The 17,657-nt window shown below is 59.9% G+C and carries 21 protein-coding genes; 9 read left to right on the top strand and 12 right to left on the bottom strand.

Annotated features, from left to right (window positions below):
• Window positions 1-76: 76 nt before the first annotated feature.
• Both coaD and rsmD read right to left on the bottom strand, forming a co-directional pair.
• Window positions 77-592 (bottom strand): pantetheine-phosphate adenylyltransferase, encoded by a 516-nt coding sequence (coaD, locus tag ERE07_RS10510; protein WP_130008780.1) that lies wholly within the window; start codon window positions 590-592, stop codon window positions 77-79.
• Between the two features lie 85 nt (window positions 593-677).
• Window positions 678-1,259: a 16S rRNA (guanine(966)-N(2))-methyltransferase RsmD gene (rsmD, locus tag ERE07_RS10505; protein ID WP_130008779.1), complete on the bottom strand. Its 582-nt coding sequence runs from the start codon at window positions 1,257-1,259 to the stop codon at window positions 678-680.
• Between the two features lie 311 nt (window positions 1,260-1,570).
• Here rsmD and ftsY point away from each other — a divergent pair, with 311 nt between their 5' ends.
• Window positions 1,571-2,746, top strand: a complete 1,176-nt coding sequence (gene ftsY, locus ERE07_RS10500; protein ID WP_167670844.1) for a signal recognition particle-docking protein FtsY — start codon at window positions 1,571-1,573, stop codon at window positions 2,744-2,746.
• Between the two features lie 38 nt (window positions 2,747-2,784).
• Here ftsY and ERE07_RS10495 read toward each other — a convergent pair whose 3' ends face one another.
• The 6 genes from ERE07_RS10495 to ERE07_RS10470 form a co-directional block, all read right to left on the bottom strand.
• Window positions 2,785-4,434 (bottom strand): CYTH and CHAD domain-containing protein, encoded by a 1,650-nt coding sequence (locus ERE07_RS10495; RefSeq protein ID WP_167670831.1) that lies wholly within the window; start codon window positions 4,432-4,434, stop codon window positions 2,785-2,787.
• Window positions 4,435-4,499: 65 nt separating this feature from the next.
• Window positions 4,500-5,300 (bottom strand): phosphonate ABC transporter, permease protein PhnE, encoded by an 801-nt coding sequence (gene phnE, locus ERE07_RS10490; RefSeq protein ID WP_130008777.1) that lies wholly within the window; start codon window positions 5,298-5,300, stop codon window positions 4,500-4,502.
• A complete protein-coding gene (phnE, locus tag ERE07_RS10485) occupies window positions 5,297-6,202 on the bottom strand; it encodes a phosphonate ABC transporter, permease protein PhnE (RefSeq protein WP_130008776.1) in 906 nt (301 codons plus the stop codon). The genes phnE (ERE07_RS10490) and phnE (ERE07_RS10485) overlap by 4 nt, the downstream gene beginning before the upstream one ends.
• Window positions 6,190-6,957, bottom strand: a complete 768-nt coding sequence (phnC, locus tag ERE07_RS10480; RefSeq protein WP_130008775.1) for a phosphonate ABC transporter ATP-binding protein — start codon at window positions 6,955-6,957, stop codon at window positions 6,190-6,192. Before phnC ends, phnE (ERE07_RS10485) begins: the two co-directional genes overlap by 13 nt.
• A gap of 5 nt (window positions 6,958-6,962) precedes the next feature.
• Window positions 6,963-7,952, bottom strand: a complete 990-nt coding sequence (phnD, locus tag ERE07_RS10475; protein ID WP_130008774.1) for a phosphate/phosphite/phosphonate ABC transporter substrate-binding protein — start codon at window positions 7,950-7,952, stop codon at window positions 6,963-6,965.
• 74 nt (window positions 7,953-8,026) lie between these two features.
• Window positions 8,027-8,860, bottom strand: coding sequence for an IclR family transcriptional regulator (locus tag ERE07_RS10470; protein WP_130008773.1), 834 nt, complete (start codon window positions 8,858-8,860; stop codon window positions 8,027-8,029).
• Window positions 8,861-8,953: 93 nt separating this feature from the next.
• Here ERE07_RS10470 and ribBA point away from each other — a divergent pair, with 93 nt between their 5' ends.
• The 6 genes from ribBA to ERE07_RS10440 all read left to right on the top strand — a co-directional run bounded on the left by ribBA (window position 8,954) and on the right by ERE07_RS10440 (window position 13,305).
• Window positions 8,954-10,120 carry a bifunctional 3,4-dihydroxy-2-butanone-4-phosphate synthase/GTP cyclohydrolase II gene (ribBA, locus tag ERE07_RS10465; protein ID WP_130008772.1) on the top strand — a complete coding sequence of 389 codons (1,167 nt, stop codon included), beginning with the start codon at window positions 8,954-8,956 and terminating at the stop codon, window positions 10,118-10,120.
• Window positions 10,121-10,146: 26 nt separating this feature from the next.
• Window positions 10,147-10,701, top strand: a complete 555-nt coding sequence (gene ribH, locus ERE07_RS10460) for a 6,7-dimethyl-8-ribityllumazine synthase (RefSeq protein WP_130008771.1) — start codon at window positions 10,147-10,149, stop codon at window positions 10,699-10,701.
• On the top strand, window positions 10,688-11,206 hold the full coding sequence (gene nusB / locus ERE07_RS10455) for a transcription antitermination factor NusB (protein ID WP_245153622.1): 519 nt from the start codon (window positions 10,688-10,690) through the stop codon (window positions 11,204-11,206). Before ribH ends, nusB begins: the two co-directional genes overlap by 14 nt.
• Window positions 11,203-12,162, top strand: a complete 960-nt coding sequence (gene thiL, locus ERE07_RS10450; protein ID WP_130008769.1) for a thiamine-phosphate kinase — start codon at window positions 11,203-11,205, stop codon at window positions 12,160-12,162. Before nusB ends, thiL begins: the two co-directional genes overlap by 4 nt.
• A 32-nt stretch (window positions 12,163-12,194) precedes the next feature.
• A complete protein-coding gene (locus ERE07_RS10445) occupies window positions 12,195-12,722 on the top strand; it encodes a phosphatidylglycerophosphatase A family protein (protein WP_130008768.1) in 528 nt (175 codons plus the stop codon).
• Between the two features lie 73 nt (window positions 12,723-12,795).
• Complete coding sequence (locus tag ERE07_RS10440; RefSeq protein WP_130008767.1) at window positions 12,796-13,305, top strand: CinA family protein; 510 nt, start codon at window positions 12,796-12,798, stop codon at window positions 13,303-13,305.
• A 40-nt stretch (window positions 13,306-13,345) separates the two neighbouring features.
• On the opposite strand, the gene pyrF is transcribed toward ERE07_RS10440, so the two are convergent.
• The 4 genes from pyrF to ERE07_RS10420 all read right to left on the bottom strand — a co-directional run bounded on the left by pyrF (window position 13,346) and on the right by ERE07_RS10420 (window position 16,705).
• Complete coding sequence (gene pyrF / locus ERE07_RS10435; protein ID WP_130008766.1) at window positions 13,346-14,161, bottom strand: orotidine-5'-phosphate decarboxylase; 816 nt, start codon at window positions 14,159-14,161, stop codon at window positions 13,346-13,348.
• A 26-nt stretch (window positions 14,162-14,187) separates the two neighbouring features.
• Window positions 14,188-14,574, bottom strand: coding sequence for a diacylglycerol kinase (locus tag ERE07_RS10430; protein WP_130008765.1), 387 nt, complete (start codon window positions 14,572-14,574; stop codon window positions 14,188-14,190).
• A 165-nt stretch (window positions 14,575-14,739) separates the two neighbouring features.
• The gene (gene groL, locus ERE07_RS10425; RefSeq protein WP_130008764.1) at window positions 14,740-16,386 is read right to left on the bottom strand and encodes a chaperonin GroEL; all 1,647 of its coding nucleotides are present in this window, start codon (window positions 16,384-16,386) and stop codon (window positions 14,740-14,742) included.
• Window positions 16,387-16,417: 31 nt separating this feature from the next.
• The gene (locus ERE07_RS10420) at window positions 16,418-16,705 is read right to left on the bottom strand and encodes a co-chaperone GroES (RefSeq protein ID WP_130008763.1); all 288 of its coding nucleotides are present in this window, start codon (window positions 16,703-16,705) and stop codon (window positions 16,418-16,420) included.
• A 326-nt stretch (window positions 16,706-17,031) separates the two neighbouring features.
• Here ERE07_RS10420 and ERE07_RS10415 point away from each other — a divergent pair, with 326 nt between their 5' ends.
• Together ERE07_RS10415 and ERE07_RS10410 are read left to right on the top strand one after the other, a co-directional pair.
• Entirely contained in the window at window positions 17,032-17,310 is a 279-nt protein-coding gene (locus tag ERE07_RS10415) for a type II toxin-antitoxin system RelE/ParE family toxin (protein WP_130008762.1), read from the top strand.
• An 11-nt stretch (window positions 17,311-17,321) separates the two neighbouring features.
• Window positions 17,322-17,621, top strand: coding sequence for a HigA family addiction module antitoxin (locus tag ERE07_RS10410; protein WP_130008761.1), 300 nt, complete (start codon window positions 17,322-17,324; stop codon window positions 17,619-17,621).
• Window positions 17,622-17,657: the final 36 nt, after the last annotated feature.

Genomic DNA, 17,657 nt, shown 5'->3' with positions numbered 1-17,657 from the left:
GCATTTTGGGCCGTCATTCAGTAGTGTAAGCCTTTGTGGGCATAAGGGTCGATTAACCCTTATGCTGGCGTCAGCTTCAGGACTTGTCGTCGTTCTGGGCCTGTGCTTCGCGACGCTGTCTTGATTTTTCGTGCAGCCAGCGCTCTACCGATGGGAATACGAACTTGCTGACGTCTCCCCCCAGAATGGCAATTTCTCGCACAATCGTGCCCGAAATGAACTGATATTGGTCGGACGGCGTCATGAACAGCGTTTCGACCTCGGGCAGCAAATGGCGATTCATGCCTGCCATCTGGAACTCGTATTCGAAGTCGGACACCGCCCTGAGACCACGCACGATTACACGGCCATTTTGTTCACGGACGAAATCCTTGAGCAGGCCGGCGAAACTGCTCACCGATACATTGGGATAATGGCTGAGTACTTCCTGTGCGATTTCTACACGCTCTTCTATACTGAAGAAAGGTTTCTTGGCCTGGCTGTGAGCGATGCCCACAACGACGTGATCGAACAGGCCGGCGGCCCTGCGCACCAAGTCTTCATGCCCACGCGTCATGGGATCGAACGTTCCGGGATAGACTGCAGTAATCATGGGAATATGTGTTGAGAAATAGGTTTGTCGCCACGATGGCCGCCCGGTGCACAGAGGATCCGAGTCGGGCTAATTCTAGTTCTAATTACGGATTATTGACTGTTTTTTGCAATGCAGCAAATCGCAGCAAATGGAAATGTACCTGTCCGGCACGTGACTCGCGCAAGGTTTCCCACGTGTCAGGCGGCTCGATGAGGGCTTCGGACTCCACATAAAGCAGCCCATCCGGCTTTAATACGTTCGATAACCGAGGCCACAGCTTGTTCATCCAGCCTTGGCCAAATGGAGGATCCAGCGCCACCAGATCGAACGTCGCGCCGTCCAGGCGATCCAGCACCACCAAGGCATCGCCAGCGTGTATGCGCACTTGCTGCGCGCCCAGTTTGGTGCGCAAGGCGCGCAGCGCTGACACGGCCGCAGGGTGGGTTTCCGCCATTTGCACATGGGCAACCCCACGCGAAGCCGCTTCGAATCCCAGCGCGCCAGAGCCCGCAAACAGATCAAGCACACGTTTGTCGGAGAACTCGCCCGCCCAAAAGTGATTGAGCCAGTTAAAGAGCGTTTCGCGTACGCGGTCAGGTGTAGGGCGCAGGCCGGGTGCGTCGACGACGGGAATCGGTGTTTTGCGATAATCACCGCCTACAATACGGACTACGTGCTTTTTCATGCGCGTTTTGGATGCATCATCAGGAATGGGGTGGGCATGGGCAATTTTGGCGTGTTCGTATTGCTTATTGGGATAGTGTAAAACGTATGTTCAGTTTTTTTAAAAGAAAGAAGCCAGCGTCCGGCGAAAACCGCGATCAGGCCTCTATACCTGCGGAGCAGGACAATACCGCAGATGCGCTGCCTGCGGGGGTAGACACCGCCCCCGAGGATCCCTCCGCCGCGCCTGTCGCCTCCGAAGCCCCAGCCGTCGATGAGCGCCCGCCGGTGCCGGATACGGCCAGTGCGCCAGATGCGCCCAGTGCGCCGGCTATGCCCAGCACGCCCAGCACGCCAAGTACGCCAAGTACGCCAAGTACGCCAGCTACGCCCCTTGCATCGGATGAGGCAGTGGATGAGCCAGCGGATCAGGATGCGGCGTTTGCTCGCCCTGATCAGCCGTCCCAGACTGAACCCTTACCGATAGCCCCCGAGCTGTCCCACCAACCTTCCCAGGTTGAACCCCCCGCCGAACCGTCCGCCTCTGTGTCCGATCAGGCGGCCGAGCCCGAGCCGCCTGTGGCCGCACCGATTGCCAAATCCTCTTGGCTGGCGCGGTTGAAAAAGGGGCTCTCACGCACTGGCCAGAGCATCGGTGGACTGTTTGTCGGCGTCAAGGTCGATGAAAATCTCTTTGAGGAGCTCGAAACTGCGCTGATCATGGCGGATGCCGGCATTGAGGCCACCGACAAGCTCTTGACCGCGCTGCGGGCACGCGTCAAGAAGGATCGAATCGAAGATGCCGCAGCGGTCAAGACGGCGCTGCGGGATATCCTTGCCGATCACCTTGCTCCGCTGGAAAAACCGTTTCCCTTGGGTCGTGTGGCGCCTTTGGTCGTCATGATCGCGGGCGTGAACGGCGCAGGGAAAACCACGTCCATTGGCAAGCTGGCCAACCATTTCCAGGCGCAAAATGCGCGTGTGCTGCTGGCGGCGGGCGATACTTTCCGCGCCGCGGCGCGCGAGCAACTGATGGAGTGGGGTGCCCGCAACAATGTCACGGTCATTGCCCAAGAAGGGGGCGACCCGGCTGCGGTGGCCTTTGATGCCGTCAACGCCGGCCGCGCGCGCGAAGTCGATGTCGTGATGGTGGATACGGCGGGCAGGCTGCCGACCCAATTGCATCTCATGGAGGAACTCAAGAAAATCAAGCGCGTCATTGCTAAAGCCGATGGCGACGCGCCCCACGAGATATTGTTGGTTGTAGACGGCAACACAGGCCAGAACGCCATTTCTCAGATACGCGCCTTTGATGCCGCCATCACGCTGACCGGGCTCGTTGTCACCAAGCTGGATGGCACTGCCAAGGGGGGCACGCTGGCCGCCGTCGCGGCTGGCAGCCAGGGTGTGCGGCCAATACCCGTGTACTGGATAGGCGTGGGCGAAGGGCTGAACGATTTGCAGCCGTTTGTTGCCCGTGAGTTCGCTTCGGCGCTGCTGGGCGAATAAGGCGCGACGTTACCGGGCCAGGAGGGTGGGCCAGAGGGTCAGCGCCGGCAGGCCTCCTCCAGGCGGTCAAGATCTCCCTGTATCTGCCGCTGAAGCTGATCCTGCATGGCCCTGAGCCAGCCCAGGGCAAAAAGCGCCGCTGGCTCAGTGCGGGACAGCGGCGCGTAATAATGCCAGGCGTTGTACATATCGTTCAGATCGCCCATGGCGTGCTGAAGGGGCGTGAGCAGGGCGCGAATATCGGCCAGCCTGTTCTGGGGAAGGACCGATGCCGAGAACTCCAGGCTGTAGCGCAACCGTTTCAGTTTCTTGCGCAGATCATGCTGTGCTGATTCGGGGCGCTGACTGAAATCCCTACCTTCGCGGCACAGCTGCCTAAGCCATTTCTGCAGCCGCTTCTCGAGCCGCGCGCCTAGGGCGCGTGCGTGCGCAGGCTCGGGCGCCGCTTCGCCCTGCAGGGCAGGCGCGGTCCAATGCGCCCCCACAGCCATTGCGTCGGCCTGGGCCTGATCCGCGCAGGTGACGAGATGCTCAAGCAGGCACAGCAGGTACAGCTGAAAAGGCGCGCTGGCGGCCAGTGCCCGCGGATCGTAGTCGCTGGGGCTGGCAAGCTCGCGGGAGGCAGGCGCTAGCAGCGGTGGCATGCCTGCCTTGGCCAGGCGGGGGGCAATATCAAAGCGCAGCACATCGTTGTCGCTGACACTGCCCAGCAGCGCGAAGTAGCGACGCAACTGGTCGTCGGACAGGGGAATGCTGACCCATTTGCCAAAAAAACGCCAGCACGTGCGCAGGCGTCGCATGCCAACGCGCAACTGGTGTACGTACCGTCCCAGCAGAGCTTGGCTCGCCCCCGGATTGTCGACGCCGGCCAGCAAGGTGGCATTGCGAATGACGTGGTTGACACAGTCGGCCAGGCAAGCCTGGTATGCCTGTAGCGTTGTCATGTCCTGCGACAGCGAGGTGGCCTTGGCGCGTTGGGGCCTGAGCAGGCCGCGCGTGTAGGGGTCGATGCGCAGGCCGTTGCCTGGCATCGCATGTTTGTAATCATGCTGAGCGCTTCTCAGGGCGGCCCGGGAATTATTGCCGTCTGCGTTGGTCATGTGCTGGGCCAGGAGATCGCCACGCTCGGCCTTGCTGCGCAGGTCAAGAACCAGGTCATGGTCCTGCATCCACTGCCGCCCTGTCTGGAACAGCGCAGCGACGTTGCCCGACAGCAACTCGAACTCCAGCTCGCAAATGTCGAGGATGAGGTCGCCCGCCCGGATAACACCGCGATCATACGCGAGCTCCAGCGTGCCAGGGTGGGGATGGCCTGGCGCCTTGTCGATGACCTTCAGGCGCAGTACGTCGGTTTCATAGCGCAGACACAGCGTTTGCGACAGTTCCGCCAGCACCGCGCCGAGGGCGGTATCCTGATAAACGGACAGATCTAGCTCAGGTCCGGGGCGTGGGTGATTCAGTTCTATTCGGGATAGCTCGTCCGGGCCAGGGGCTTTGGCGGTCTGCACCCATTGCTCCCCTTCCTGTCTGAGTCTCAAGGCGATGCCCGCGCGGGCCAGTTCGCGGTCGGCGGTATCGAAATAGCGGGCCCGCAACTGTTGCTCCTGCGCGCCCAGTGTACGCAGTCGCTCCTCGATTTGCGTGCGTGCCGAAGCAGGCACATGGAGCTTGAGTTCACGTTCAAGCACAGCATCATCCTTCTGTGTTGCCAATGTGCCGGCCACGGTGCCCTGGCCGGCGTCAATATGCTGTGTTAAAGCAGCGTTTTGCGTGCTCGCGTGATCAATACCTCGGCGATGATGACGATGGCAAAAATCAGCACAAGAATCAACGCTACCTTGTCCCACTGGAATAAATCCATGGCGCTGTTCAGCGCCATGCCAATGCCGCCCGCGCCGACCAGACCCAGCACGGCGGATTCTCGCACATTGATATCCCAGCGCAATAACACGATAGACCAGAACGCGGGCCTGATTTGCGGCCAATAGCCATAGCCGATGATGGATCCCGTACGCGCGCCCGTCGCTGTCAGCGCCTCGATGGGGCCCGGCTGAGCATCCTCGATGGCCTCGCCCAGCAGCTTGCCGATGAAGCCTATGGATCTGAACGCGATGGCAATGGTGCCGGCCAGCGGCCCGGGGCCGAAGATTGCGATGAACAGCAGGGCCCAGACCAGCGAGTTAATGGAGCGGCTGGAGACCAGAATCAGGCGGGCCAGAAAATTGATGAAGCGATTGGGCGTCAGATTGTTTGCCGCCGCCAGCCCCACGGGAACCGCCATGATGACTGCCAGGATGGTGCCCAGCGTAGCCATGTGCAGGGTTTCGATCAGCGCCTTGTGTATCTCGCCCTGGAAGCTGGCCCAGTCCACCGGCCACATCCGGTTCAAGAGGTCGGCCATCTGCGTGGGTGCGTCGTACAGGAACTCGGGGATGACATCGATGGTTCGGATGGACTGCACAATGGCCATCACGAACAGCAAGTACAGTACGAACCGCAAGAGGCGCTGGCCTGGCGTGAAGCGTATCCAGGTGTCAGGAATGGCCTTGTTCATGCATCCTCTCCCACTGGCCGTTTGTCCTGCGTCTCGAGCCGCGGCGCCACTGCGCCGCTGCGCCTGGCGCCGTGCAGCAGATCGCCAAGCGAAAGATTGTCGAGCAGGATGGCGCGCACCGCGCGCGCCAGTACTTCGCCGAGCATGATGATGAGGATAATCGTGCCCAGTATCGTGCAGACGAAGTCGTAATCAAATCGCTGAAAGGCCGAGAACAGCGTGCCGCCGATACCGCCCGCGCCCACAATCCCCACCATGGTGGAGTTGCGCAGATTGGAGTCCAGTTGATAAGTGGCGAATCCGACAAAACGGGCAAAAACCTGTGGCAGCACCGCAAACAGGATGACATTGGCGAACGATGCACCGCTGGCGCGCACGGCCTCGACCTGTTTGAGGGAAATTTCCTCAATGGCCTCGGTAAACAGCTTGCCGATGAATCCAATGGACGCGACGCTGAGCGCCAGCACGCCCGCCAGCGCGCCAAAGCCGACGGCCTTGACGAAAATAATCGCAACAATAACAGGATGCAGCGATCGGCAAAGCGACACAATGGCCCGCGCCGGCCAGGTCGCCCACACAGGCATCAGATTGCGTGCGCCCAGCAGGCTGATGGGCAGCGACAGCAATATGCCCAGCGTTGAAGCGAGAACGGCTATTTCCAGGCTTTCTGCAATACCTTTCCACAGCACATCCATGCGCTCGAAGCTCGGTGGAAACATGCGCGCCAGAAAGCGCGCGCCATGCCCCATGCCGGCGGCAAAGCGGTCCCACGAAAATCCGAGCTGCGTCGAGGCAAAGATTGCATAGGCGATCACGAGAATCAGGCCCAGCTTGGCCTTATTCGACAGTGCAAACGGCTTGATGCTGTCAGCAGCGGCGCCGTCACCCGCTATTCCAGCCATGACTCGCCCCCGTAGATCTGCTTGAGCACATCCGAGGCCAGGCCCCGAGGGTCGCCGTCGTAGACGATATGGCCGCCGGACATGCCCACGATACGTGTGGCATAGCGCCGGGCCAGCTCCACGTCATGGATATTGACGATGACGGGAATCCCATTGGCCTGCCCTTGTTCCGTCAGCAATTCCATGATCTCGACCGAAGTCTTGGGATCCAGCGACGACGTTGGCTCATCGGCCAGCAGCAATTGCGGCCGTTGCATGAGTGCCCGTGCAATCCCGACCCGCTGGCGCTGGCCGCCAGACAGTGCATCGGCACGCTGGTTGGCGAAGCCGCCCAGCCCCACCGTATCAAGCAGGCTGAAGGCATACTGGATATCTTGGGGCTCGAAATGGCGGCGCCAGGCATTGAAGAACGCGGTGTAGCCCAGCCGCCCGGTCAGCAGGTTTTCCATGACAGTCAGCCGTTCGACCAGGTTGTACTCCTGGAAGACCATGCCTATGCGGCGACGGGCCTGGCGCAGGGCCGAGCCCCGTACACGCGCCAGGTCGATACGGGAACTGTCATCGACCAGCAGTATGCTGCCTTGGGTCGGCTCTATCAGGCGATTGATACAGCGCAACAAGGTGCTTTTGCCGGTGCCTGACGGGCCAATGATGGCCGTCAGCCCCTCGCCGCTGAATGTCAGGTTAATGTCCCGCAGCACGGGCACATTGGCTTTGTATTCTTTGACCAGCCCTTTGATTTCCAACGATGCCATAAACCTTACTTACCCTTGTTGGCTTTGTCGTAGGCCGATTTCGTAAAGCTTTCGCCGCCTGCCTTGGCCACGTCGCGCACGATTTTCCAGTCTTTTTCGTACGTAACCGGGTAGAAGCGATCGGCGCCATCAAAGGCTTCTTTCATTTCGTCCGGAAACCGGAAGTCATAGAAACACTTGAGCATCTTGTCGCGGAAAGCTGGTTCCAGGTCGTACGCATAGGCAAAGGACGACGTCGGGAATTTTTCGCTGGTGTAGATAATACGGAAATCATCTTCCTTGACCTGGCCGCGCTCGGCCATGCGATGGAACACGTCCGACGCCACTGCTGCGGCATCATAGTCGCCGGAATTTACGCCCATGACCGACTGATCATGCTTGCCGGAATAAAGGAAGTCATAGTCTTTGCCTGGCACCAGTCCTTCAGCAGGGAACAGTGCGATGGGCGCCATGTTGCCCGAGTTGGACGAGGGAGAGGTATGCGCCACCTTCTTGCCCTTGAGATCTTTCAGCGTCTTGAAAGGGCTGTCTTTCTTGACGATGACGATCAGGTTGTAGCCCTGGAAGCCGTCGGCATTGCCTTTGACGGCAAAGGGCACGGCGCCGGCCAGATTGACGGCGAAGTTGGTGGGGCCCGTCGAAAAGCCGCCCACATGCAGGCGGTTCGAGCGCATGGCCTCGATTTCCGCGGCATTGCTTTGTACCTGATAGAACACAACCTTGCGGTCTACGCACTGCGACAGATACTTGGTAAAGGGCGAGAAAATCTCGGCATAGACAGCGGGATCCTCAACCGGCGTGTAGGTGAACACGATGGTAGACGGAGTTTTGAGCTTGTCGGGATCAGTGGGCGTATCCGCGACCAGGTCATTGTTGGCGTCGCAATACATCGTATCGAGATCGCCGCGGTTGGGGCAGTCATCCGCCCTGGCGGCCTGGCTCAGGCCAAATACGGCGGCAAAAGCGCCCAAAAGCAGTATGGAACGTAGCGTCATGGTTGTCTCCCTTGTATCGTCCACTTGTTTTAAGCATTAATGATATAGGAATGCAACGGGAAAATAACGAAGGGTTATTCCGGAGCCAGCGCCGCCGGCTGCTCTTTTGCGCGATAGCCCAGTTGAGTGCCAATGCTGGCGGCGCAGCTCAGCAACGCCCGGGCGATGGGGCCCTGCGGGCTGGCGTCAAAAAGCGAGCTGGGGCCCAGGCTGGTAAGCGCCAGGGCGATATTGCCGGAGTGATCAAAAACGGGAACTGACAGCGCATCGATCCCCGGCAGAGGGTTGCCCAGCGCGCGGGCCAGGCCGGCCGCCCTGATGTCGGCAACCAGGGCGCGCCAGGCATCGTGGTCCGGCAGATCCGGGCTTACGCTGGTTACCACCGCCGTGTCGCCGATCTCGCGGTCTATATAGTGTTGCGCCACGCGCGGCGGCAGCCAGGTCGCAAAAACATGCCCCGTGGCGGTATGCCGCATGGACATGACGGTGCCCTTGCGCATGTTGACATGCACAGGATAGCTGGCTTCCGAAATGTGTATCATTGTCGGGCCATGGGAACCCAGCACCGCGATCGCCAGGGTGTGGCCAATGTGGTCCGCAAGCCTGGCCACATGGGGCAATGCAATGCGCACGGGATCCAGGCGCTGCAGGCTGACCAGGCCCATTTGCAGGGCGAAGGGGCCGAGTTCGTACTGGCCTGTCGCGGGATCCTGCTGTACGACACCCACGCGGATAAAGCTCACCAGATAAGGGTGGGCGCGGGAAGATGTCATGCCGGCGCGTGCGGCCAGATCACGCAGATTGAGCGGAATCGCGGCGTCGACCAGGGCCTGAAGCAGGCGAAAACCGGATTCCACCGACTGTATGCTGCGTCGCCCGTCGGAGGTAGAGTCTGTGTTTACTGTCATGGTTGTTTGCAATGGTTTCTGCTTCTTGTCCGCAATCAGGGATTATCCTGCCCGGCAAGGTTAAAATGAGCCAACATTCATCGGGCCCGGAACATGAGCAACGCTACAACTATACACACAGACACGACCCAGTCCTGCGATATTTCTCCCGTCACCGAAATTGTGGCGGAGCTGCGCGCCGGCAGGCTGGTCATCCTGGTCGACGAAGAAGACCGCGAGAACGAGGGTGATCTCGTCATGGCGGCCGAGTTCGTCACGCCTGAAGCCATCAACTTCATGGTCACGCACGCGCGCGGCTTGGTCTGCCTCACCCTTACCGAAGATCGCTGCCGCCAGCTCGACCTGCCGCTGATGGCCAGCCGCAACGGCACGCGCTTTGGCACCAACTTCACCATGTCCATCGAGGCGGCCCAGGGCGTCGAAACAGGGATCTCGGCCGCAGACCGGGCGCGCACCATTCAGGTGGCCGTCGCCCGCGACGCCAAGCCTTCAGACGTCGTTCAGCCCGGCCATATCTTTCCGGTGCAGGCGGTGCGCGGCGGCGTGCTGGTGCGGGCCGGCCACACCGAAGCCGGCTGCGATCTCACCGCCCTGGCTGGCCTGACGCCTGCCGCAGTGATCTGTGAAATCCTCAAGCCCGATGGCACCATGGCGCGCCTGCCGGATCTCAAGGTATTTGCGCGTGAGCATGGCCTCAAGATCGGTACCATTGCTGACCTCATCCAGTACCGCAGCGAACACGAGTCCATGGTAGAACGGCTGGTCTGTCGCGAAGTCACAACGCCCTGGGGCGGATTCCAGGCCGTGGCCTACCGCGATCTTGCTTCAGGCGCCTTGCACCTGGCGCTTGCCCATGGCAACATCCAGCCGGATACTGAAACACTGGTCCGTGTGCACGAGCCCACCAGCCTGCTGGATGTCCTGTTCGAAGGCGCCACCACGCACAGCTGGAGCATTGCCAGCGCCTTGCGCGCCATTGCCGCGGCACCGTCTGGGGTACTCATCATGCTCAACTGTCAAGGCTCGCCCGAGCTTGTCTTTGACCAGTTCGAAGCCTGGAAGCAAGTCCAGGCACCGGAAGCGCCCTTGTCGGATCGTGAAAGCCGCTACGGCCTGCGTACATACGGTATTGGCGCGCAGATTATGCGTGACCTCAATATCGGCAAGGCCAGATTGCTCGCCCGTCCCCGAAAAATGCCCAGTATGGCCGGCTTTTCCCTGACCATAACGGGTTACGATAGTGAACCTCCCCATTCCTGAACCCACACATTGATAGGACACCGACTATGAATCCCTACACCATGGCTCCCGATCTCAACGGGGAAGGCCTGCACATCGGTATCGTGCGGGCTCGTTTCAACGAAGAAATCGGCGTGGCCGAACTCGACGCATGTCTGGCCGAGCTTGCCGAGCTTGGCGTAGACGAACGCGATGTCATGGTTGTTTCCGTACCAGGCGCGCTTGAGCTGGGTGTATCGCTGGCGCAAATGGCCGAAACGTTCGAGTTCGATGCCCTGATCGCGTTAGGCGCTGTGATTCGCGGCGAAACCTACCATTTCGAGATTGTCAGCAACGAAAGCGCGGCAGCGATCAGCCGCGTGGCGCTCGAAACCGGCATTCCGGTCGCGAACGGCGTGCTCACAACCGATACCGACGAACAGGCTGAAGCGCGTGCCGCCGACAAAGGACGCGATTGCGCCCGTACCGCGGTCGAAATGGCCAATCTGGTGGCTGCCCTGGAGCCTGAGTCCGAGGACGATGACTACGAAGAAGACGAAGACGACGACGATGATGACGACGACTTCGATGAAGACGAGGACGAAAATCTTGACAACAGGTAAACCGCAGTCCGCGTCGGCAGGCTCGGCACGGGTCAACGCCCGCAGTGCGCGCCGCCGCGCGCGCGAGTTCGCGCTGCAGGGCATTTATGCCTGGCTGCTGCGCGGCGACGACAGCCTCCAGGATGCAGGCGAAATCGATGCCCATATCCGCGATGACACCGAATTTTCCGAGGCTGATGCATCTTGGTATAAAACGCTGTTGCACGGCGTGCTGCGCGAAGCACCAGCATTGCGCGAACGCTTTCTTCCCTATGTCGACAGGCCGCTGGACGAGCTCTCGCCGGTAGAACATGCCATTTTGCTGATCGGCAGCTTCGAGCTGATCAACCATATCGAAGTACCGTACAAAGTCGCCATTAACGAGGCCGTTGAGCTGGCCAAGTCGTTTGGCGGCACCGATGGTTTCAAGTTCGTCAATGGCGTACTCGACAAAATGGCGGCCGACGTGCGTCCGGCCGAAGTTGCCGCAGCGGCGGCGCGTCGCCAGGGGCCGGGCGCTCGTTGAACAGCGAATTTGATCTCATCGGTCGCTACTTTTCCCGTCCGGCGCCGGACGGGATGCTGGGCGTCGGCGACGACTGCGCGCTCTTTCCCGTGGCGCCCGGCCATCAACTCGCCACCAGCATCGATCTGCTCATAGAAGGCCGGCATTTTTTTCCGGATGCCGATCCTTCGGGGCTCGGGCACAAGGCATTGGCCGTCAATGTGTCGGACCTCGCCGCCATGGGCGCGCAGCCTCTGGGGTGTCTGCTCGGCCTGTCGTTGCCTGCGGTCGATCATGACTGGCTGGCGGCCTTTGCTCAAGGCTTTCATGATTTTGCGGCGCAGGCAGGCTGCCCGTTGATCGGCGGCGATACTACACGCAGCCCATCCGGTATTGTGATCAGCGTGACGGCTTTCGGTCAGGTGCGTCCTGAACAAGCCCTGCGCAGGGCCGCGGCCCGCGCTGGTGACGATATCTGGATTACGGGCACACTGGGCGCGCCGGATATCGCCTTGCGGCTGTTGCAGGGCGAATTGCCGATGGACGCGGGCCTATTGGCTGCGACGCGCAATGCCCTGGAGCGGCCCATGCCGCCTTGGGCCTTTGCGGCCAACCTCGCTGGCATTGCCCATGCTGCGCTCGATATCTCGGATGGCCTGCTGCAGGATCTGGGCCATATTCTCCGGGCGAGCGGCTGCGCTGCCGAACTGTCCTATGACAGCTTGCCTGTGGATTCCGCCCTGCAGGGTGTTGCCCCGGATGTACGCCAGTCGGCGGTGCTTGCTGGGGGCGATGTCTATCAATTATGCTTTACCGCACCGCCTGGCCAGCGCGACGCAATCGGCGCACTGGCCGGCAAGATGTCTGTACGTGTCACGCGAGTAGGCCATATCAAGCCGGGGCAGGGCGTTCGGGTAGTCGATGCCAGCGGTGCTGCCGTGCATTTGGCTGTGGGTGGTTTCGACCATTTTTCCTGATCCATTCTTCTACGCAGGCGTTTAGCGCGTTTATGCAGTCCAACGACCATTCTTCGTCCCGGCCCGGCTCTGTCCCTGAGCCCAGCGCCGCCTGGGTTTTTCGTTCATTTCCGCGCATCGTTGCCTTTGGGCTGGGCAGCGGCCTGCTGCGCCCAGCACCAGGCACCTGGGGCACATTGTGTGGGTGGCTGTTGTGGGTAGCGCTCGTATCCCGGCTGCCCGATGCGGGCATAGGCGTTGTGCTGCTGCTGGCTTTCGCGCTGGGCTGCTGGGCCTGCCATCGCACAGGACGGGAAATGGGCATGCCGGATCATGGTGGGATGGTGTGGGACGAAATCGTGGCCTTCTGGTTGGTGCTCTGGCTGACCCCCGCCGCGTTTCTGCCTCAGCTCGTCGCCTTCATCGTGTTCCGCTTGTTTGATATTTTCAAGCCGCCGCCAGTGCGCTTCTGTGATCGACGGTTCAAGAGCGGTTTTGGCGTCATGTTGGACGACATCCTGGCGGCAGCCTATAGTTTGCTGGTCATTGCCCTGCTGGTACGGTTCGGGCTGATGGCTTGAGGCCAGCTAGGCCTTTGCTGGCCTGATCTGATCGTTTTCCGGCTGCCATGCCGAACCTTATACGGAGCCACTGATGAGTACGAGCAAGGAATTGGCGCTGGCCCCCGAGCTGGGGCGTCTGCTGGTCGAAAAGGGCTGGATGTTCGCCTGCGCGGAATCGTGCACCGGCGGGCTGCTTGCTGCCGCCATGACCCACACCGCAGGATCAAGCCAGTGGTTCGATCGAGGCTTCGTGACATACAGCAACGAGGCGAAAACCGAGCAGCTACGTGTCAACGAAGACACACTCGAGCGATTTGGTGCTGTCAGCGAAGAAACTGCCATGGAAATGGCTGCAGGCGTGCTGGCGACGGCGCCGTACGCCAATCTGGCGGTGTCCACGACCGGTATAGCCGGCCCGGGGGGCGGCACACAAGGCAAGCCTGTCGGCATGGTGTGTTTCGGATTTGCGCAACGCGCCTCAGCGGGTGTGGCCACGCGCGCCATGACCCGAATATTCGAGGGCGACCGTGCGGCCATCCGTCAGGCGGCGGTGGCCTTTGCACTGGAGACGGCCATTTCGCTTATTGCGCCGGCCACGTAAACCGCGGGGGCAAGCCTGCCCCGACCTTCCGCGCTTGTGATTATCGCGCCGCGTTGATGGCGTCGCGCGTCGCGCGCGCCGCATGCGCGGCTGCCTCGCGCCAATCGTCGCCGCCACTCGCGTACAGAATGGCGCGCGAAGAGTTGATCATCATCCCTGTGCCCTTGCTGTCCTTACCCGCGTTCACCGTGGCTGGAATATCGCCCCCCTGCGCGCCTATGCCAGGCACCAGCAATGGCATATCGCCCACCCGGGCCCTGACCTTGGTAATTTCTTCGGGGAATGTGGCCCCCACCACAAGCGCGCACTGCTGGCCGGTGTTCCAGCGTTCGGATACCATTTCGGCGACCTTCAGATACAGCGGCGTGCCATCGGCGCTCTCCAGAAACTGCAGGTCCGAGCCGCCCTTGTTGGAGGTGCGGCACAATACGATCACCCCTTTGCTTTTCCATGAGAGGTAAGGCTCGACACTGTCATAGCCCATATAGGGATTCACTGTGACGGCATCCGCCTCGTAGCGTTCAAACGCTTCGCGCGCATACTGCTCGGCGGTGGAGCCAATGTCGCCCCGCTTGGCATCCAGGATAATGGGCAAGTGAGGATGTGTGTCATGGATGTAGGCGCACAGAGCCTCAAGCTGGTCTTCAGCCCGGGCAGACGAAAAATAGGCAATCTGCGGCTTGATGGCGCAGGCATACTGTGCAGTGACATCCACGATCGCCCGGCAGAATTCGTAGATTGCATCGGGCCTGCCTGAGAGTTCGGCCGGAAAACGCTGGGGGTCCGGGTCCAGTCCTACCGTCAGCATAGAGTTGGTAGAGGACCAGGCGCGTTCGAGTTTCTGTATAAAAGTCATGGCAGGCATCGTGGTTGGTTTGCGGATTATAGGCTGCCTGAGATATGGGTTCCGATCACACCCAGCCAGATCAGTGCGGCAAGACCCAAGGCCAGTAACACCGCAGCACTGCCCAGGTCTTTGGCCCTGCCTACCATTGGGTGGTGTTCGGTGGTGATAGTATCGGCGAGCGCCTCCAGCGCAGAGTTCAGCAGTTCGACAATCAGCACGAGCACTAGCGCGCCTATCATCAATACTGCTTCGAGCAGCGTGCGGCTGATCCAGAGCGCAACCGGCAGGAGTACGACCGTCAGCAGCAACTCCTGGCGGAATGCCGCTTCGTGCCGGAACGCGGCCGCCAGGCCCTGAATCGAATAGCGCAGGGCATGAATAAGACGCGCAGGGCCGCCTTTGCTTTTGTAGGAGGAATGCATAAGGTCTTTTTCCTGTATGTGCAATCACATATCGGGTGGTTGGCCTTGCATTATAGAGAGCCTACCGCAATGGGCAGCAAAATGCCTCCGGCGAACCGGAGGCATTGGGCACAGCTGTGTAATCGTAGCCGCCGGGGCTTGCGCCCCGGCGCGATGACTGACGGTTTAGAAACCGCCCATGCCACCCATACCGCCCATGCCACCCATGTCGGGCATGGCAGGAGCAGGCTTGTCTTCCACGATTTCGGCCACAGCGGCTTCGGTCGTGAGCAACAGGCTGGCAATCGACGCAGCGTTTTGCAGCGCAGTGCGCGTTACCTTGGTGGGATCCAGAACGCCTTGCTCGACCAGATCGCCGTACTCGCCGGTTGCGGCGTTGTAACCGTAGTTACCCTTGCCTTGCTCAACCTGGTTGACGACGACGCTGGGCTCGTCGCCAGCGTTGGCCACGATGGTGCGCAGCGGTGCTTCGATCGCACGCAGAATCAGCTTGATGCCGGCGTCTTGGTCAACGTTGTCACCCTTGAGGGCGGCAATGGCAGCCTTGGCGCGGATCAGTGCAACGCCACCGCCGGGCACAATACCTTCTTCCACCGCAGCGCGGGTAGCGTGCAGGGCGTCTTCGACACGTGCCTTCTTTTCCTTCATTTCGACTTCGGTGGCAGCGCCAACGCGAATGACGGCAACACCGCCAGCCAGCTTGGCAACACGCTCTTGCAGTTTTTCGCGGTCGTAATCGGACGTGGCTTCGTCGATCTGAACACGAATCTGCTTGACGCGGGCTTCAATGGACTTGCTGTCGCCAGCGCCATCGATAATGATGGTGTTTTCCTTGCCCACTTCAATGCGCTTGGCTTGGCCGAGGTCTTCCAGCGCTGCTTTTTCAAGCGACATGCCGGTTTCTTCGGAGATGACCACGCCGCCGGTAAGGATGGCGATGTCTTCGAGCATGGCCTTGCGGCGATCGCCAAAGCCAGGAGCCTTGACGGCGGTTGTTTTCAGGATGCCGCGGATGTTGTTGACGACCAGGGTAGCCAGGGCTTCGCCTTCGACGTCTTCAGCCACGATGAGCAGAGGACGGCTGGACTTGGCAACCTGTTCCAGGATGGGCAGCAGATCGCGGATGTTGCTGATCTTCTTGTCGAAAATCAGGATGTACGGATCGTCCAGTACCGATACTTGCTTGTCGGGATTGTTGATGAAGTAGGGCGACAGATAGCCGCGGTCGAATTGCATGCCTTCGACGACATCCAGTTCGTTGTCCAGCGACTTGCCGTCTTCAACGGTGATGACGCCTTCCTTACCAACCTTGTCCATGGCGTTGGCGATGATTTCGCCGATGGAGGCATCGCTATTGGCCGAGATGGAGCCAACCTGGGCGATTTCTTTGCTGGTGGTGCAAGGACGGGACAGCTTCTTGAGCTCTTCGACGGCAACGGCGACAGCCTTGTCGATGCCGCGCTTGAGGTCCATGGGGTTGATGCCGGCAGCCACATACTTGAGGCCTTCTTCGACGACCGATTGGGCCAGCACGGTAGCGGTGGTGGTACCATCACCAGCGGCGTCCGAGGTCTTGGAAGCGACTTCCTTGACCAGTTGGGCACCGATGTTTTCAAATTTTTCTTTCAGTTCGATTTCTTTGGCAACCGACACACCATCCTTGGTGACGGTGGGGGAGCCGAAAGAGCGGTCGAGCACGACATTGCGGCCCTTGGGACCCAGTGTCGTCTTGACGGCGTTGGCCAGAATGTTGACGCCACGAACGATGCGAACCCGTGCATCGTCGCCAAAAAGTACTTGCTTAGCAGCCATTGTGAAATTCCTTGAGTGATTCGTGTCGGGATTACTGGATCACGGCGAGGATTTCTTCCTCGCGGATGACGAGCAGTTCTTCGCCATCGACCTTGACTGATTGACCGGCATACTTGCCGAACAGGACTTTATCGCCGACTTTCAGGTCAACCGGCAGCACTTTGCCATCTTCGGTTTTTTTGCCGGGGCCAACAGCCACGACTTCGCCCTGATCGGGCTTTTCAGCGGCGCTTTCAGGGATGACGATACCCGAGGCGGTAGTGCGCTCGTTGTCCAGACGCTTGACGATCACGCGATCGTGCAAAGGACGCAGTGCCATGGAGGAACTCCTGTTCAATAAATAGTTGATTGACATAGCTGAGGGGTCGGTATGTGCTGTTAGCACTCGACCCCCTCGAGTGCTAATTATAAGGACGAAGTGAGTTTCTTCAAGGGGGTGGACCTGCTTTGTTACATATTGGTGTGGATTTTCTGTCGGTTGCCAGTGAGTTTGCAAAGTATGTCACTCAGCGCTGAACTCGATCTCCGAGCAATTTGGCGACCCGCGCTGCCTGGGCGTCCTGGTCGGACTTCAATAGACACCGCCGCCATGCAAAGGCACAAGCAAATTATTGTGCCTTGTGCCGCTACGCAGTACAATGGGCTATGATTAAGCGATTCCGCCACAAAGGGCTTGAGCGATTCTTCAGGACTTCCTCAGTGCAAGGGATTCAACCGAATCATGCAAAAAAGCTCGGGCAAATTCTGCGCGCTTTGGATGTGGCGTCAGAGCCTGGTGAGTTAAATCTTCCGGGCTTCGGATTGCACCCATTACACGGCAATCTCAGAGGATATTGGTCAATCGTGGTCAATGGCAATTGGCGTGTTACGTTTGTTTTTGACGGCAATGATGTAGATATCGTCGATTACCAGGACTATCACTGAACGAGAAACACATGAACACTTTGAGCCATCCCCATCCCGGAAGCACAATACGAGATCAAGTCATTGAGCCTTTGCGCTTGACAGTAAGCGAAGCAGCACAAAAGCTAGGCATGTCTAGGACGGCACTTTCTCGCGTCATCAATGGCAGGGCTGGCATAAGCCCGGATCTGGCTATTCGTCTGGAAATGGCAGGGATTAGCACTGCCCGGTTTTGGACTGCGCTTCAAACTGAATACGACCTTGCACAAGCCCGCCAGCGTAAGCAGCCGCACGTAGATCGATTGATGCCCAATGTGACTTTTGCCTCTTGAGTCGTTTGACGTCCTCGCCCTGGTAATCCCTCCGTT

This window comes from Allopusillimonas ginsengisoli (assembly GCF_004153455.1).
Classification (GTDB): domain Bacteria; phylum Pseudomonadota; class Gammaproteobacteria; order Burkholderiales; family Burkholderiaceae_B; genus Allopusillimonas; species Allopusillimonas ginsengisoli.
Note: the sequence above shows the minus strand (reverse complement) of the source record. Positions and strands in the feature narration are given on the sequence as shown.